Annotated in this window: 16 protein-coding genes; 11 read left to right on the top strand and 5 right to left on the bottom strand. The window is 63.9% G+C overall.

Features of this window, described 5'->3' with window-relative positions; translation table 11 throughout:
- Nucleotides 1-93 precede the first annotated feature (93 nt).
- From ACSU04_RS03685 to ACSU04_RS03670, 4 genes are all read left to right on the top strand, one after another.
- A complete protein-coding gene (locus ACSU04_RS03685; protein WP_439288469.1) occupies nucleotides 94-2022 on the top strand; it encodes a GDSL-type esterase/lipase family protein in 1929 nt (642 codons plus the stop codon).
- 160 nt (nucleotides 2023-2182) lie between these two features.
- Nucleotides 2183-4459: a polyribonucleotide nucleotidyltransferase gene (locus ACSU04_RS03680; protein WP_439278475.1), complete on the top strand. Its 2277-nt coding sequence runs from the start codon at nucleotides 2183-2185 to the stop codon at nucleotides 4457-4459.
- A gap of 213 nt (nucleotides 4460-4672) precedes the next feature.
- On the top strand, nucleotides 4673-5701 hold the full coding sequence (locus tag ACSU04_RS03675; RefSeq protein ID WP_439288468.1) for an aldo/keto reductase: 1029 nt from the start codon (nucleotides 4673-4675) through the stop codon (nucleotides 5699-5701).
- Between the two features lie 88 nt (nucleotides 5702-5789).
- Complete coding sequence (locus ACSU04_RS03670) at nucleotides 5790-6392, top strand: histidine phosphatase family protein (protein ID WP_439278473.1); 603 nt, start codon at nucleotides 5790-5792, stop codon at nucleotides 6390-6392.
- Nucleotides 6393-6457: 65 nt separating this feature from the next.
- Here ACSU04_RS03670 and ACSU04_RS03665 read toward each other — a convergent pair whose 3' ends face one another.
- A complete protein-coding gene (locus ACSU04_RS03665) occupies nucleotides 6458-6928 on the bottom strand; it encodes a GNAT family N-acetyltransferase (protein ID WP_439288467.1) in 471 nt (156 codons plus the stop codon).
- Nucleotides 6929-7006: 78 nt separating this feature from the next.
- Here ACSU04_RS03665 and dapB point away from each other — a divergent pair, with 78 nt between their 5' ends.
- Together dapB and ACSU04_RS03655 are read left to right on the top strand one after the other, a co-directional pair.
- Complete coding sequence (dapB, locus tag ACSU04_RS03660) at nucleotides 7007-7753, top strand: 4-hydroxy-tetrahydrodipicolinate reductase (RefSeq protein ID WP_439278471.1); 747 nt, start codon at nucleotides 7007-7009, stop codon at nucleotides 7751-7753.
- Nucleotides 7750-8187 (top strand): hypothetical protein, encoded by a 438-nt coding sequence (locus ACSU04_RS03655; protein ID WP_439278470.1) that lies wholly within the window; start codon nucleotides 7750-7752, stop codon nucleotides 8185-8187. Before dapB ends, ACSU04_RS03655 begins: the two co-directional genes overlap by 4 nt.
- Before the next feature lie 77 nt (nucleotides 8188-8264).
- On the opposite strand, the gene ACSU04_RS03650 is transcribed toward ACSU04_RS03655, so the two are convergent.
- From ACSU04_RS03650 to ACSU04_RS03640, 3 genes are all read right to left on the bottom strand, one after another.
- On the bottom strand, nucleotides 8265-8690 hold the full coding sequence (locus tag ACSU04_RS03650; RefSeq protein WP_439278469.1) for an OsmC family peroxiredoxin: 426 nt from the start codon (nucleotides 8688-8690) through the stop codon (nucleotides 8265-8267).
- A gap of 70 nt (nucleotides 8691-8760) precedes the next feature.
- On the bottom strand, nucleotides 8761-9333 hold the full coding sequence (locus tag ACSU04_RS03645; protein WP_439288466.1) for a DUF4395 domain-containing protein: 573 nt from the start codon (nucleotides 9331-9333) through the stop codon (nucleotides 8761-8763).
- Entirely contained in the window at nucleotides 9330-9770 is a 441-nt protein-coding gene (locus ACSU04_RS03640) for a TlpA family protein disulfide reductase (RefSeq protein ID WP_439278467.1), read from the bottom strand. Before ACSU04_RS03640 ends, ACSU04_RS03645 begins: the two co-directional genes overlap by 4 nt.
- A gap of 110 nt (nucleotides 9771-9880) precedes the next feature.
- On the opposite strand from ACSU04_RS03640, the gene ACSU04_RS03635 reads away from it, so the two are divergent.
- The 3 genes from ACSU04_RS03635 to ACSU04_RS03625 are packed head-to-tail and all read left to right on the top strand — an operon-like array spanning nucleotide 9881 to nucleotide 11924.
- The gene (locus tag ACSU04_RS03635) at nucleotides 9881-10690 is read left to right on the top strand and encodes a thymidylate synthase (RefSeq protein ID WP_439288465.1); all 810 of its coding nucleotides are present in this window, start codon (nucleotides 9881-9883) and stop codon (nucleotides 10688-10690) included.
- On the top strand, nucleotides 10687-11163 hold the full coding sequence (locus ACSU04_RS03630; protein WP_439278465.1) for a dihydrofolate reductase: 477 nt from the start codon (nucleotides 10687-10689) through the stop codon (nucleotides 11161-11163). Before ACSU04_RS03635 ends, ACSU04_RS03630 begins: the two co-directional genes overlap by 4 nt.
- On the top strand, nucleotides 11163-11924 hold the full coding sequence (locus ACSU04_RS03625) for an SDR family NAD(P)-dependent oxidoreductase (RefSeq protein WP_439288464.1): 762 nt from the start codon (nucleotides 11163-11165) through the stop codon (nucleotides 11922-11924). The genes ACSU04_RS03630 and ACSU04_RS03625 overlap by 1 nt, the downstream gene beginning before the upstream one ends.
- Before the next feature lie 16 nt (nucleotides 11925-11940).
- On the opposite strand, the gene ACSU04_RS03620 is transcribed toward ACSU04_RS03625, so the two are convergent.
- Nucleotides 11941-12486 carry an NUDIX domain-containing protein gene (locus ACSU04_RS03620; RefSeq protein WP_439288463.1) on the bottom strand — a complete coding sequence of 182 codons (546 nt, stop codon included), beginning with the start codon at nucleotides 12484-12486 and terminating at the stop codon, nucleotides 11941-11943.
- Between the two features lie 55 nt (nucleotides 12487-12541).
- On the opposite strand from ACSU04_RS03620, the gene dapA reads away from it, so the two are divergent.
- A complete protein-coding gene (gene dapA / locus ACSU04_RS03615) occupies nucleotides 12542-13519 on the top strand; it encodes a 4-hydroxy-tetrahydrodipicolinate synthase (RefSeq protein WP_439278462.1) in 978 nt (325 codons plus the stop codon).
- Between the two features lie 93 nt (nucleotides 13520-13612).
- Complete coding sequence (locus ACSU04_RS03610; RefSeq protein ID WP_439278461.1) at nucleotides 13613-15289, top strand: ribonuclease J; 1677 nt, start codon at nucleotides 13613-13615, stop codon at nucleotides 15287-15289.
- The last annotated feature ends 48 nt before the right edge of the window (nucleotides 15290-15337 follow it).

Here is a 15337-nt window from a genome sequence, read left to right as displayed (position 1 = left end):
TCGGTGCAACCGATGAACTCTCGGTGCAATGATGCGAATGTGTGCGGGAGGGCGTGATCGACGCGGCATCCTGACATCGTGAGAGTCGCTATCGTGACCGAATCCTTCCTGCCACACATGAACGGTGTGACGGGGTCTGTGCTGCAGATCCTGCGTCACCTCGAGCGCACCGGACACGAGGCGCTCGTGATCGCCCCGGATGCCGTGGACATTCCTCGGACGGTGCACGGCGCCTCCATTGAGCCGGTGACGAGCATCGCGCTGCCCGGGTATCGAGACGTTCGGGTGGGCACGGCGACCGCCCGCAGTATTTCTGCTTCGCTGGAGCGTTTCCGCCCGGATGTCGTGCACCTCGCCTCACCGTTCGCGCTGGGGTGGAGGGGCGTGTCTGCGGCATCGCACCGCGGTATACCGGCGGTCGCGGCGTACCAGACTGACATTGCTGCCTACACCGAGCGTTACCGTCTCGCGGCGACAACGGCGTTCGCGCAGAACCACATCGTCCGGCTGCACCGCAGAGCAACGCTCACGCTTGCACCGTCCGGCGAGTCTGAACAGCAGCTCGCCGCGCTGGGGGTCGATCGCCTCCGACGGTGGGGGCGCGGAGTGGATGCTGAGCGCTTTCACCCCTCGCGTCGTGATGAGCAGTGGCAGCGTGATGATTCAGGCAAGGTGATCGTCGGCTATGTGGGACGGCTTGCCGCGGAGAAGCAGGTCGAGGATCTGCGAGCTGTGCAGCAGCTACCGGGCGTTCGTGTCGTGATCATTGGAGACGGACCGTCGCGATCACGGCTGCAGGCGATGCTGCCGGGAGCTGTTTTCCTCGGCCACCTCGACGGTGATGCCCTTGCGCGGGCGATGGCATCTATCGACATCTTCGTGCACCCGGGCGAGAGCGAAACGTTCGGGCAGACCTTGCAGGAGGCGCACGCCAGTGGAGTCCCTGTGATCGCCACCGGACGGGGAGGACCGCTGGATCTGGTGCGGATGGGAATCGATGGATGGCTGTACCGCCCCGGTGACCTGGATGACTTCCGGATGCGGGTCGCCGACCTCGCCGGTGATGCGCGCAAACGGCGTGCCTTCGGCAGAGCGGGTCGTACCGCCGTCGAGGGACGAAGTTGGGAGACGATCTGTGATCAGCTGCTGGGGCATTTCGAGGAGGCGCGTGAACTGCACGGTGTGGACCGCTCGTTGCGCTCGCCACGCCTCAGAAGGCCGGAACTGGCGGTGCCCGCCACCGGGCGTCGCTGGCAGCGTTATGTCGCACTCGGCGACTCGCTGACAGAGGGCCTGTGCGATCCGGCTCCCGATGGTGCACTGCGCGGATGGGCCGACCGGCTCGCTCTGCTGCTCTCGGCGCGCGGTGGTCTGCATTTCGCCAACCTCGCCGTGCGCTCGCGTCGAGTTCGCGATGTGTGCGGTGAGCAGCTCACCAGAGCGAGAGAACTGCGACCCGACCTGGTGTCGATCCTGATCGGTGCCAACGATCTGGTGAAGTCGCACGTTGATGTCGAAGGGCTCGCCGCACAGCTGGAAGATACGGTTCGCACACTTCGCGAAGATGGTGCGGACGTGTTGCTCGTCACGCCCTTCCTGCCTGACCACCGCGCCGCGCGCCTGTTCAGCGAACGTTTCGCCGATTTTGCGAGCCGGCTCGCCCGCATCGCCGAACGGCATGGGGCGATCCTGGTCGATACCGATCTGCATCCGGAGTTGCCTGCGCGACCCAACTGGGGAGAGGACCTCGTGCACTTGAGCAGTCGAGGTCATCGCTTCCTTGCATACCGTGCGGGGGAGATGCTCGGCGTGCCGCACGCTGAGACGCTCGGAGCGCTCGACCAGGTGCTGCATGATGTGGATGCGACCACGCGAGCGGCCTGGTGGCGCAGACACGCGCTGCCGTGGGTATGGCGACGCATGCGCGGACGTGTGGCCGGTGATGGTCTGCTCGCCAAGCACGACGACTACGTCTACATCGGCCGCGCCTCGGTCATGAAACGGCATATTGCCGGGCGGTGAAGATACGCCGCGATCCCAGATCATCGCAGGAATTCAGGCGCTCGCTGATAGGATGAACGGTGGACTGCTGTGTGCAGTTTTGCGTGCTCAATGCGCACGCGTACGTACGACCTCGCCCCTCACACGGATGGACGAGTCTAAACAAAGAAGGAGAGACCTCTTGGAAGGTCCTGAAATCACTGCCGCCGAGGCCGTTCTTGACAACGGCCGTTTTGGCACCCGCACTATCCGCTTCGAAACCGGTCGCCTTGCTCAGCAGGCACAGGGTTCGGTTGCGGCATACCTCGACGGCGAGACGATGATTCTCTCCGCTACCAGCGCTGGCAAGCACCCGCGTGAGGGCTTTGACTTCTTCCCGCTGACCGTTGACGTTGAAGAGCGTTCCTACGCAGCAGGCAAGATCCCCGGTTCGTTCTTCCGTCGTGAGGGTCGCCCCTCGACTGAGGCGATTCTGGTTTGCCGCCTGATCGACCGTCCGCTGCGTCCGTCGTTCGTTGACGGTCTTCGCAACGAGGTCCAGGTTGTCATCACTGTGCTGTCGATCGCTCCTGGCGAGTACTACGACGCACTTGCGATCAACGCGGCTTCCGCGTCGACGCAGATCTCGGGACTGCCGTTCTCCGGTCCCATTGCCGGTGTGCGCCTCGCGCTCATCCCCGGCCAGGGCGAGAACGCCGACCAGTGGGTCGCGTTCCCGAACGAGGCTCAGGTCGCTGAAGCAGTGTTCGACCTGATGGTCGCCGGTCGCGTCGTCAAGAAGTCTGACGGCACCGAAGACGTCGCGATCATGATGGTCGAGGCAGAGGCAACTGAGAACAGCTGGAACCTCATCAAGGGCGGCGCAGTCAAGCCGAACGAAGAGGTTGTCGCCGGTGGCCTCGAGGCCGCCAAGCCGTTCCTCAAGCAGCTCGTCGAGGCGCAGGCCGAGATGGCTTCACACTCCTCGAAGGCTCCTGGCGTCTACCCGGTCTTCCCGGCGTACGAGCAGGGCACGTACGACTTCATTGCGGCGTCCGCGAAGGCTGACCTCGAGAAGGTCTACCTGATCGCCGACAAGATCGAGCGCCAGACTGCCGATGACCAGGTCAAGGACCGCGTCAAGGCTGAGGTTGCTGCTGCTGTCGAGGCTGGCACACTGCCGGCATCCGCCGCTGGTGAGGTCTCTGGTGCATACAAGTCGCTGACGAAGACGATCGTCCGCGGCCGTGTCCTGGCTGAGGGTGTCCGTATGGACGGCCGTGGCCTTGCTGACATCCGCCCCCTGGACGCTGAGGTGCAGGTCATCCCGCGCGTTCACGGATCGGCGATCTTCCAGCGCGGTGAGACTCAGATCATGGGTGTCACCACGCTGAACATGCTCAAGATGGAGCAGCAGATCGACTCGTTGTCTCCGACCACGAGCAAGCGCTACATGCACCACTACAACTTCCCGCCCTACTCGACCGGTGAGACCGGCCGCGTTGGTTCGCCGAAGCGTCGCGAGATCGGGCACGGCTTCCTTGCCGAGCGCGCTCTCATGCCGGTTCTGCCGAGCCGCGAGGAGTTCCCGTACGCGATCCGCCAGGTGTCTGAGGCTCTCAGCTCCAACGGTTCGACGTCGATGGGTTCCGTCTGCGCATCGACCCTGTCGCTGCTGAACGCGGGTGTGCCGCTGCGCGCAGCCGTCGCCGGTATCGCCATGGGCCTTGTCTCTGACGAGGTTGACGGTCAGACGCGCTACGCCGCTCTCACCGACATCCTGGGTGCAGAAGATGCTCTCGGCGACATGGACTTCAAGGTTGCAGGTACCAGCGAGTTCATCACCGCGATCCAGCTCGACACGAAGCTCGACGGCCTCCCGTCTGACGTCCTCACCGGCGCACTGACGCAGGCCCGCGACGCGCGTCTGACGATTCTCGGTGTCTTGAACGCTGCGATCGACACGCCCGACGAGATGGCGCCGACCGCGCCTCGCGTCATCAGCGTGCAGATCCCGGTCGACAAGATCGGTGAGCTGATCGGCCCGAAGGGCAAGACGATCAACGCGATCCAGGATGAGACCGGCGCTCAGATCTCGATCGAGGAAGACGGCACCGTGTACATCGGTGCTGTCGACGGCCCGTCGGCTGAGGCCGCTCGTGCCCAGGTCAACGCGATCGCTAACCCGACCAACCCCGAGATTGGCGAGCAGTTCCTCGGAACCGTCGTGAAGATCGCATCGTTCGGTGCGTTCATCTCGCTGCTGCCTGGCAAGGACGGCCTGCTGCACGTCACCGAGGTGCGCAAGCTCGCCGGTGGCAAGCGTGTGGAGAACGTCGATGACGTACTCTCCGTCGGCCAGAAGGTCCTCGTCAAGATCACGAAGATCGATGACCGCGGCAAGCTGTCGCTGGAGCCCGTCATCGACGGTGCTGCTGCAACGGATGCTGCGCCCGAGGCGGAGTCCGCTGACGCGTAAGTCATAGACGTCGGCCCGGTTTCTGCTCCTCGAGAGCGGAAACCGGGCCTTCTTCGTATCTGAAGTGATCAAAACGTTATGAGAACTTTGCCTGCTGTTACCTGCAATAGCAGGAGTCGTCATAGATCTCGTTTACCCTCGAAGTACGCACCGGGGGGTGCATGCATAGCTCGCAGGTCTCCACCGGTAGACAGGCGCGGAGGTGGATGAAGGATGCGATTGTTCAGCGCAGGTGCCGCTGCTCAGCCCGAGAGCGCGCAGGAGTATCCATTGGAGCATCCTTCTGCGCCGATTCCGGTCGTGGGCCCAGGCATTGGCGAGAATATTCGCGTGCCGATCGGTGAGACCGGCATCGAGACATTCCCGCTCATGCTCGGAGCCGCAGAGTTCGGCTGGAACGTCGATCTCGAGACCAGCCATGCGATCCTTGACCGTTACATCGAGTTCGGTGGCAATGCGGTTCACACCGCTGACGGATTCTCCGGCGGACGCAGCGAGCACATCATCGGCCAGTGGCTTCGCTCCCGCGGTCTTCGCGATCGGGCGGTGCTGAGTGTTCGCATCGGCGCTCACGCTGACAACCCCGGCCTTGGCTCCACCAACCTGGTGCGCGCGGTCGAAGGCTCACTCACCAGGCTGGGGGTCGAGCGCATCGACGTGCTCTACCTCGACGCCACGCTCGATGCGACAACGAACCTCGAAGACACTCTTTCGACCGTCGAGTGGCTCAGAGATGCCGGCAAGATCGGTGCGCTGGGGGCCTTCCGCTTCGCCCCGGAACGGCTTGTGGAAGCCCGTATTCTCGCATCGGCCGGTTACCCGCGCATCGAGGTTCTGGATGAGCCGTACAACCTCATCAGACGCGAGGCGTTCGAGGGAGATCTGAGACTCGTCGCCGGGGCTCAGAACCTGGCGGTCACGCCTTCGCACGCGCTGGAGCACGGATTCCTCTCCGGCCGTCACCGCAGCAAGGCGTTGGTTTCACAGGGCGTGCGAGGCGATCAGTTGCGTGGGCACCTGAACCGCCGCGGCATCCGGATTCTTCGTGCGCTGGACCAGGTTGCCACTGAGCTCGCAGTTCCCGTCGCAGCCGTGTCGATCGCGTGGCTGCTTGCGCAGCGCACCATCGCCGCTCCCATCGTCAACACGTTTGCGACGCAGCACGTGGAGGAGTTGATGCAGGGCGCTGGCATCAGCCTTTCTCGTACGCAGATCGCGGAACTCACGCGCGCCGGAAACTGATTCGTCTCGGTTCATAGCCCGCTGCTCACAGGCGTGGCATAGGGTGGAATGACGCCTGGGCGAAAGCCGACGACGAATTGAGTAGTTTGTGACGCATTACATTTATCTGGTCAGACATGGCGAGCATCAGGATGCCGAGTATGGCATCGACGACGGACCCCTCTCGTCGAGGGGGCAGCGACAGGCGGAGTTGATCGCCGACCGTCTCTCCGGTCTTCCACTTGACCGCGTCTGGCATTCCCCGCTGCTGCGGGCGACCGAGACTGCACGCGCTATCGCCGAACGGCTCCCGTCTGTTGATCCTGAGCCTTCTGCCCTGCTGTTCGACTGCGTGCCCACCGGTATGACGGCAGAGACGCCGTCAGTCTACGAGCCCTTCTTCGGCTCGATCACGGATGCGGAGATCGAGGCCGGCAGCGCTCAAATGGCGGATGCTGTGAACGAGTTCCTCGTCCGCAAGCAGGGCGATGTGCATGAGGTGTTGATCACTCACAACTTCGTGATCTCATGGTTCGTGCGCGAAGTGCTCGGCGCACCGGAATGGCGTTGGATGACGCTGAACCAGGCACACTGCGGGGTGACGGTGATCGCTCAGAAGCAGGGCCGGCCCTGGACGCTGATCAACCACAACGATCTTGGGCATCTGCCGGTCGAGCTGCGCACCGGCCTGCCGGATCCGATTCCGGTCTGAGCTGACGCTTGTAACGGCATACGTACCAGCTGCTTACGGGACCAGCTGCTTACGGGACCAGCTGCTTACGGGACCAGCGACTTACGGTACCAACGGGTCGCGTTGGGGTTCTCGTTGTAGCGTTCGATCGATTCGAAACCGCTTCGCGCGTACAGGGCGCCAGCGGCCTCCAGCGTGTGGTGTGTGTCGAGTACAAGCTCACTGGCTCCCCACTCGCGTGCGCGGCGCTCAAGCTCTTCCAGAATCGCGCGGCCCCATCCTTGGCCGCGGGTCTCTGGGCGCAGGAACAGGTGTTTGACCTCATAGCGGATGCCGGCGGGGGAGTCTTCGAGACGTCGGATGCCACCGCATCCCACCGGTGCACTGATCGGCCCTGCCAGGAGGAACACGCCGGTCGGAGGATCAAACGCCGACGCCGTAGGAAACGTCGGCGTGTAGCTGCCGCCGGGGAACTCCGCGGCACGAAGAGCGAAGTACTCGACGAGGATTGCGTGCGATTGTGCAGCGGTGGGCGACGCGGTGCGGAACTCAAGCATAGATTAACGCTACTCGTGTGTCTTGGTGCTGCCGTGCGCCTGGTACGTGAGCAGCGCGGGCGTAAATAGACTGGGTCCATGACCAAGCAGGTGGCACTTGTCGGCAGTACAGGGAAGCTCGGGACGATCATCAAACAGGTGATTGATGAACTTGAGGGCTTCGAGGTGACGCGTGTGCTCTCCTCCTCGAGTGATCTTGCCGAACTCGCGGGCGTAGATCTCGTCGTGGATGCGTCGACACCGCAGGTGAGCATCGATGTCGTTCGCACGGCTGCGGACCTCGGCATCAACGTGCTGGTCGGCACCTCCGGATGGTCAGCCGAGCGCATCGCGCTGGTGCGCCCGTTGGTGCAGGCTGCGGGAACCGGCGTGGTCTTCATTCCGAACTTCTCGCTGGGGTCGGTGCTCGGCTCCGCATTGGCCGCCGCGGCGGCTCCGTTCTTCTCCTCCGCGGAGATCATCGAAGCCCACCGGGACACCAAGATCGATTCGCCCAGTGGCACGGCTGTGCGAACGGCCGAGCTCATCGCTGCGGCTCGCGTGGATCAAGGGCCGGTCAACGCCCCTCACGCCGATCAGCGTGCGCGTGGGCAGCAGGTGGCGAGTGTTCCGATCCATTCTTTGCGCCGCCCCGGCGTGATCGCTCGTCAGGATGTCATCCTCTCCGGACCGGGCGAATCACTCACGATCACCCACGACACGGTGGAGTCCGCGCAGGCTTATGCCCCGGGCATCCGTCTCGCGGTTCCGTTCGCGGCTGAGGCCCGCGGGGTCATTGTGGGCCTGGAGAACATGATCGACATCGGAATTCAGGCTCGCTCATGATGACGCGCATCTGGGTCGGGCTGATCGGTGCTGCCCTGGTTCTCTATTTCATTCTCATGGGCCAGAAGGCGGTGCTGTTCATCGCGAGCGGCGACCCGGTCGGCATTGCGATGGGTGTTGCGCTGATCGTGCTGCCTCTGATCGGAGTCTGGGCGCTCGTGCGCGAGATCCAGTTCGGCGTGCAGGCAGAGCGACTCGGCACCACGCTCAACGCCGAGGGCGGTATGCCTGAAGCCGAGACGGAGCTCACACCCAGTGGTCGTATCGCCAAGGCAGACGCGGAACCGCTCATTCAGCGCTACATCGCTGAAGCTGATGCGGCATCGGATGACTGGCGTGCGCGGTATCGACTGGGTGTGGTTCAGGATGCTGCCGGCCGCCGCAAGGACGCGCGCGCCAGCATCCGTGCCGCGATCACCCTCTCCAAAAACTAAACGCGAGACTTCACCACTGTCACCGAAATCGAGAGATTTCGTGACAGTGGTGAAGTCTCGCGGGCGGTGATAAGGGGTTAGGCCAGCGTCGCCTCTAGGGTGATCGTGATGCCGGAGAGCGCCTGCGAGACAGGGCAACCGGTCTTCGCGCCCTCGGCGATCTCCTGGAACTGCTCCTGCGTCAGGCCGGGAACGGTGGCATTGACGTTCAGGTGGCTGCCGCTGATGCCCACGCCGGGCGTGAAAGTGACCGATGCGCTGGTGTTCACGTGCTCCGGCGGGGTGCCGTTTTCGCTCAGTGCGTGCGAGAGCGCCATGCTGAAGCATGAGGCGTGGGCTGCCGCGATGAGCTCTTCTGGCGTCGTCGTGGTGTCAGAACCCTCGCTGCGGGCCTTCCAATTGATCGGGAAGGTACCGAGGTTCGAAGACGAGAAGTGCACGGTTCCTGAACCCTCGGCAAGGGATCCGGTCCAGGTCGTGTTGGCTTCACTGGTGACAGGCATGATTCCTCCAGGGTTGTGGCGGGTTGTTGAGCCAGCCTATCCATCCCGAGCCATACGGGGAACCGCTGCTTCAGGCGGCCGGAGCCGCCCTACCGATGACTCCAGCACGCTGCAGCAGTAGATAGATCTGGCAGCCCAGGCAGAATGCGAAGGCTGCGTTGAGGAACGCAGCGATGAAGGCGGCGCCCGCGGCGATCGGCAGCGCCCACGGCACGCCGATCAGGTGGAGAAGTAAGCCGATCGCGACGACGGCGAGGCCGACGCCCTGCGCGAACCGCGGCGGGCGCGGGTCTTCCAACTCGGTGGGGGCGGCGAGTCGCGGTCGTACGAATCGGCGGAAGATTGCGCCCCACGGGGCGGTGCGCGGTGAAATGACACCCCAAAGGAACAGCAGCGCGATGATCGCGAGCAGCAGGAAGCCCGGGTCGAGGATGCGTTTCAGCACACTCGCGGACTGGATCGCCCAAGTACCTCCGGGAGTGAACGTGGATCCGTTGGAGGGCATGATCGCGAACCATCCCGCGGAGGCTCGTGCGGTCGACACCCCGATCAGGCTGAGCACGAGCGCGACAAGTAGCAACGCCGAGGTGATTGTGGCTGCGAAACGCGGGCCCCTCGGGTCGATTCCGGTGGGGTGTGTCATCTCTGCTCCTGTGTCCGAACGGCGGGGATGGTCGAGAGCGCGTCTTCGATCGCGCGACGGTCCGGCACTCCACCCCAGCGTGACTGCACTGCGCCGGAGGCGTCGACCAGGAAGGTGGTTGGCGTCTGGAGCACGTGATAATGCGTGGCGAGATCGTTGCGGTTCGTCAGATCGATCTCAACATGAGTGACACCGTCATCGGTGTCGGCGATCGCGGTGAGCATACGACGCACCTGCGGGCAGCGTGCGCACAACTCGGTACTGAACTGCACGAGGGTGGCACGGGATGCGAGCGCCTTACCCGGCAGATCTTCGCGGAGTACCAGGAGATGCCCGCCCGAGCGCCTGCGGCCATCCTGCGCGCGCAGGATCACACCGGACACGATCGCAAGCACGACGACAGCGCCAGCGATGAGGAGGGCGGTGGAGACGGGCATGTCCTGAGGATAACCGCCACGCCGGGGACAGGGCCGATATGACGGACAATGACGGGAACGAGCGCCCTGTTTCCGCCGCGGGGAGCTGTGATCCCGGTATCCTGGCAGACATGAGTGCAGCCGTACCGACGCCGTATGAAGACCTCCTCCGTGATGTGCTCGAGCACGGCACACACAAAGATGACCGCACCGGAACCGGAACCACGAGTGTGTTCGGCAGGCAGATCCGCTTCGACCTGTCGAAGGGGTTCCCGCTGATCACGACGAAGCGCGTGCACTTCAAGTCCATCGCCTATGAGCTGCTCTGGTTTCTGCGTGGCGACTCCAACGTGAAGTGGCTGCAGGATAACGGCGTCTCGATCTGGGACGAGTGGGCGGATGCCGACGGCGATCTGGGCCCGGTCTATGGCGTGCAATGGCGTTCCTGGCCGACTCCCGACGGCGGCCACATCGACCAACTGTCCCAGGTGATCGAGCAGATCAAGGCGACTCCGGACTCCCGACGCCTGATCGTGTCGGCCTGGAACCCCGCTGACATCCCAGACATGGCGCTCGCTCCGTGCCATGCGCTGTTCCAGTTCTACGTGGCCGACGGCAAACTCTCCTGCCAGCTCTACCAGCGCAGCGCAGACATGTTCCTCGGTGTGCCGTTCAACATCGCAAGCTACGCGCTACTGACCATGATGATTGCGCAGCAGGTAGGGCTCGAACCGGGCGACTTCGTGTGGACCGGTGGCGACTGCCATGTCTACGACAACCACATCGAACAGGTGACTGAGCAGCTGACGCGCGACGCTTATCCGTACCCGACGCTCCGGTTCGCACGTAAGCCAGAGTCGGTGTTCGACTACGACTTCTCCGATTTCATCGTCGAGGACTATCAGCACCATGCTCCGATCCGCGCGGTGGTGGCCGTATGACCTGGGTCGGCCTGATTTGGGCTGAAGCTGCGGGCGGTGTCATCGGCGCCGAGGGTGGGATGCCGTGGCACGTGCCCGAGGACATGGCGCACTTCAAAGAGGTCACGCTGACCGCACCGGTCGTGATGGGGCGCAAGACCTGGGATTCGTTGCCTGAGCGCTTCCGGCCGCTGGTAGGGCGCGAGAACATCGTGGTCACACGTCAGCAGGACTGGGCTGCCGACGGTGCGCGCCGGGCGGCCAACGTCGCCGAGGCCGTGCGCGGGCTTGAGCGAGTGTGGGTCATCGGCGGTGCGGAGATCTACGCGCAGGTCATCGCGGGCGCCGATCGACTAGAGATCACGGAGATCGACCTCGAGGTCGCCGGCGACGCTTACGCGCCGCCGAAGGCCGGATGGCGACTGACATCCGAGGGGGAGTGGCAGACCTCGCGCACCGGCATCCGCTACCGCTTCCTCGGATACGAGCGCTGATGCCCACCGCTCTCATCACAGGTGCCAGCGCGGGTCTGGGGGAGGAATTCTCCCGTCAGCTCGCGGCACGAGGAGCCGACCTCGTCCTGGTCGCGCGCTCGGTCGAGACGCTCGAGGACCTCGCTGCAGAACTGCGTGAGTCCCACGGGATCTCCGTCGAGGTGCTGGCGGCTGATCTGGTGATCACGGATGATCTGGCTCGTGTCACGGCGCGCATTGTTCAGCCGGAGCAGCCGATCGATCTGCTCATCAACAACGCCGGTTTCGGGCTTCCGCTGCACTTCGCGGATAACCCCATCGAGGATGAAGTGCGTCATCTGCGCCTCCATGTTGAGGCGCCCCTGCATCTCATGCACGCCGCGCTCGGCGCAATGCGCGGACGCGGCGGACGCATCATCAACGTCGCCTCGGTGGCCGGATTCATCTCACGTTCGACCTACTCCGCATGCAAGCAATGGCTCATCGGGTTCAGCCGTTGGGCGAATGCCGAGTATGCACGTGACGGCGTCACGGTCACGGCGCTGTGCCCCGGATTCACACACACGAACTTCCACGAGCGAATGGGCCTGGCTCCTGGCCGCGAGGGAATCCCGGCGATCGGATGGCTGCACGCGAAGGACGTCGTAAGTGTTGGCCTCCGCGATGCTGCGCGAAGCAAGTCGGTGTCAATCCCATCGCTGCGCTACAAACTCGTCGTGGCACTCACCAAGGTGCTGCCCACCGCGCTCACCGCAGGCGCAGCGCGCCGCGGGCGCGTCTGATCAACTTCCCTCCGGCTCAGCGGAACCTTCCGAGATGGATGCCGGCATACGCCAGCGCAGCCACCGTCTCACCGTCGCTGATTCGACCGTCGGCGACCATGGCCAGCACATCGCTGAACGGCACCCAGGAGACGTCTTCGATTCCCTCCGCGTCGCGGGCATCGAAGCGGGCATCGTCGTTTGCAGCGTGAACGCCGCGGGCAAGGAATACGTGCTCGGGAGCCACTGTGACGCCGTTCAGCGCGTTCATCGTGCCGATCATGGTCCACTCATCAGCCCGCAGTCCGGTCTCTTCGCGCAGTTCGCGCTGCGCGGCGAGCAGCGGATCCTCACCGTCGCTGCCGCCGGCCGGAACCTCGATCGACCGGCCTACCGTGTAGCGATCGAGCGTGACGAGACATACTCGGTCATGATCATCGACGGCGACGATGAACACGGCAGGATGCCGAAGCGTCACCACCCCGTAGATGCCGTCGCCGGCAGGGCCAGTCACCGCATCCTCACGCACTGAGATCCAGGGGTTCTCGTACACGAGCCGGGAGTCGTTGGTCTGCCACGTCATGACCGCGAGCATATCCGGAGCGAAGCGAGCGCCCCTGAACCTATACGCTGGGAGTATGACGCACTCGGGCAATCCTTTCGGACAGGTTCTCGTCGCGCTCGTCACTCCGATGACGGCCGATGGTGAAGTCGATTGGCCCGCCGTCGAGAAGCACATGGATTCCGTCATCACCGCTGGTGCAGACGGAATCGTTGTGACGGGCACGACCGGCGAGACCTCGACACTGACGGACGCCGAGAAGCTCAAGCTCGTCGAGGTCGGAAAGTCCGTCGCCGCGGGCCGCGCCAAGATCATCACCGGCGGTGGCTCCAACGAGACCGCGCACGCGATCGAGCTTTACAAGGCCAGCGAAAAGGCCGGCGCCGACGGCATCATGATCGTCACGCCGTACTACAACAAGCCCACGCAGGCCGGCATCCTCACGCACTTCCGCCTCGTTGCAGACGCCACCGACCTGCCTGTGATCCTCTACGACATCCCCGGCCGCACCGGTGTGCCGATCAAGTACGAGACGATCCTGCGCCTGGCTAATCACCCGAACATCCTCGCGGTGAAGGACGCCAAGGGCGACTTCAGCGAGGTCAGCCGCGTGCTGAACCAGACCGACCTGATGTACTTCTCCGGTGATGACGCGAATGCGCTTGCGCACTTGGCCATCGGGGCGACCGGCCTCATCGGTGTCACGGCGAACATCACCGCAACCCCGTACCGCACGATCGTGGATGCCGTGAACCGCGGCGATCTCGCCACGGCTACGGCTGAGCACAAGCGGCTCGAGCCGCTGGTGCGCGCCACGATGACGCACGTACCTGGCACCGTGTCAGCGAAGTACATCTTGCATGGCCTCGGCCGTATCACCAGTCCCCGCGTCCGCTTGCCACTGGTGGGGCCGGAGGAGTGGGAAGCCGCGATCATCGAAGACGAGCTCTCGCTCGTCACCGGCGTTCCCGGCGCGGACTTCTCGAATTTCCGTCCCGATCGCAACGCCGCCGCCGGCGGTGCCCTGCCCAAGGTGCACGGCACAACGCGCTGATAAGCGCCCAGAAAACGAGTGCGCCCAACGCGTGCGCTAAAAACGCGTCACAAGTATGAACGGACATCAGAACTGTCCGACTGAGGAGACAAAATGTCCATTCCGCTAGCCGATGCAGCGCCCCTCGCCGAAGGGACCCTGCGCGTCATCCCGCTCGGCGGTCTCGGCGAGATCGGTCGCAATATGACCGTGTTCGAGTACGACGGGAAGCTTCTCATCGTGGATTGCGGTGTGCTCTTCCCCGAAGAGCACCAACCAGGTGTCGACCTGATCCTGCCGGACTTCGACCCGATTCGTGATCGCTTGGACGACATCGTCGGCGTCGTTTTGACGCACGGGCACGAAGATCACATCGGCGCAGTGCCGTACCTGCTGCGGCTGAAGAAAGACATTCCACTGATCGGCTCCGGCCTTACTCTCGCTTTCATCGAGGCGAAGCTGAAGGAACACCGAATCAAGGCGTTCACCCTCACTGTGACCGAGGGACAGCAGGAAAAGGTCGGCCCGTTCGATCTTGAATTCGTTGCGGTCAACCACTCGATTCCGGATGCTCTTGCCGTCGCCATTCGCACTCCCGCGGGTCTCGTGCTGGCCACGGGTGACTTCAAGATGGACCAGCTGCCGCTGGACGGCCGTCTCACGGACCTTCGCGCCTTCTCGCGTCTGGGGGAGGAGGGCATCGACCTCTTCCTGGTGGACTCGACCAACGCCGACGTCCCCGGATTCACTCCGACGGAGCGGTCCATCGGGCCGGTTCTCGACCAGGTGATCGCCAAGGCGCCACGTCGCGTCATCGTCGCCAGCTTCTCCAGCCACGTACACCGTGTTCAGCAGGTGCTGGATGCCGCGCACTCGAACGGACGCCGGGTGGCACTGCTCGGCCGCAGCATGGTGCGCAACATGACCATTGCTGAAGATCTCGGGTACCTGAAGGTGCCGGACAACGTCCTCATCGATTACAAGAAGGCACGCGATCTGCCGGACGACAAGATCGTCTACATGTCGACGGGCTCACAGGGCGAGCCGATGGCTGTCCTGAGCAGGATGGCGAACATGGACCATGCGATCGAGGTCGGTGAGGGTGACACCGTCATTCTCGCGTCGAGCCTCATCCCCGGTAACGAGACTGCGATCTATCGCGTGATCGACGGGCTCACCAAGCTGGGCGCGAACGTCGTGCACAAGGCGAACGCCAAGGTGCACGTCTCCGGTCACGCCACCGCGGGCGAACTGCTGTACTGCTACAACATCCTCAAGCCCAGGAACGTGCTTCCGGTGCATGGCGAGTACCGACACCTCATCGCCAACGCGAAACTCGCTCAGGAGACCGGCGTCCCGGCCGAGAACACCATCATCGCCTCCAACGGCACGATCATCGACCTCAAGGACGGCGTCGCCAAGGTCGCTGGACAGCTCGATATCGGCTTCGTCTACGTCGACGGCTCGACCGTCGGCGAGATCACGGATGCGGACCTCAAGGATCGCCGGATCCTCGGCGAAGAGGGCTTCATCTCTGTGATTGTCGTGGTGGATGCCACTACCGGACGCATCATCAGGGGTCCGGAGATCCAGGCCCGCGGCGTGGCCGAGGATGACTCTGTGTTCGACGATGTGGTGCCGAAGATCGCCGCGGCGCTTAAAGAGGCATCCGGCAACGGAGTGCGTGACACGCACGCGCTGTCACAGATCGTTCGTCGCACGATCGGCCGCTGGGTGAACCAGAAGTTGCGGCGTCGTCCGATGATCGTTCCGCTCGTCATCGAGGCCTAGCCGATTCGGCAGAAAGCCGCGTCATTACGCGGCAATGTCGGTGCCCGA

Source organism: Microbacterium sp. A84 (genome assembly GCF_051842815.1).
GTDB lineage: Bacteria > Actinomycetota > Actinomycetes > Actinomycetales > Microbacteriaceae > Microbacterium.
The sequence above is the reverse complement of the archived record's forward strand: the minus strand, read 5'-3'. Positions and strand labels throughout refer to the sequence as shown.

Bases quoted from the DNA above. Each gene is read 5' to 3' on its own strand.
- ACSU04_RS03675 (WP_439288468.1), top strand. From the start codon at position 4,673: ATGCGATTGTTCAGCGCAGGTGCCGCTGCTCAGCCCGAGAGCGCGCAG.
- ACSU04_RS03665 (WP_439288467.1), bottom strand. From the start codon at position 6,928: ATGCTTGAGTTCCGCACCGCGTCGCCCACCGCTGCACAATCGCACGCA.
- dapB (WP_439278471.1), top strand. From the start codon at position 7,007: ATGACCAAGCAGGTGGCACTTGTCGGCAGTACAGGGAAGCTCGGGACG.
- ACSU04_RS03655 (WP_439278470.1), top strand. From the start codon at position 7,750: ATGATGACGCGCATCTGGGTCGGGCTGATCGGTGCTGCCCTGGTTCTC.
- ACSU04_RS03650 (WP_439278469.1), bottom strand. From the start codon at position 8,690: ATGCCTGTCACCAGTGAAGCCAACACGACCTGGACCGGATCCCTTGCC.
- ACSU04_RS03645 (WP_439288466.1), bottom strand. From the start codon at position 9,333: ATGACACACCCCACCGGAATCGACCCGAGGGGCCCGCGTTTCGCAGCC.
- ACSU04_RS03640 (WP_439278467.1), bottom strand. From the start codon at position 9,770: ATGCCCGTCTCCACCGCCCTCCTCATCGCTGGCGCTGTCGTCGTGCTT.
- ACSU04_RS03635 (WP_439288465.1), top strand. From the start codon at position 9,881: ATGAGTGCAGCCGTACCGACGCCGTATGAAGACCTCCTCCGTGATGTG.
- ACSU04_RS03630 (WP_439278465.1), top strand. From the start codon at position 10,687: ATGACCTGGGTCGGCCTGATTTGGGCTGAAGCTGCGGGCGGTGTCATC.
- ACSU04_RS03625 (WP_439288464.1), top strand. From the start codon at position 11,163: ATGCCCACCGCTCTCATCACAGGTGCCAGCGCGGGTCTGGGGGAGGAA.
- ACSU04_RS03620 (WP_439288463.1), bottom strand. From the start codon at position 12,486: ATGACGTGGCAGACCAACGACTCCCGGCTCGTGTACGAGAACCCCTGG.
- dapA (WP_439278462.1), top strand. From the start codon at position 12,542: ATGACGCACTCGGGCAATCCTTTCGGACAGGTTCTCGTCGCGCTCGTC.
- ACSU04_RS03610 (WP_439278461.1), top strand. From the start codon at position 13,613: ATGTCCATTCCGCTAGCCGATGCAGCGCCCCTCGCCGAAGGGACCCTG.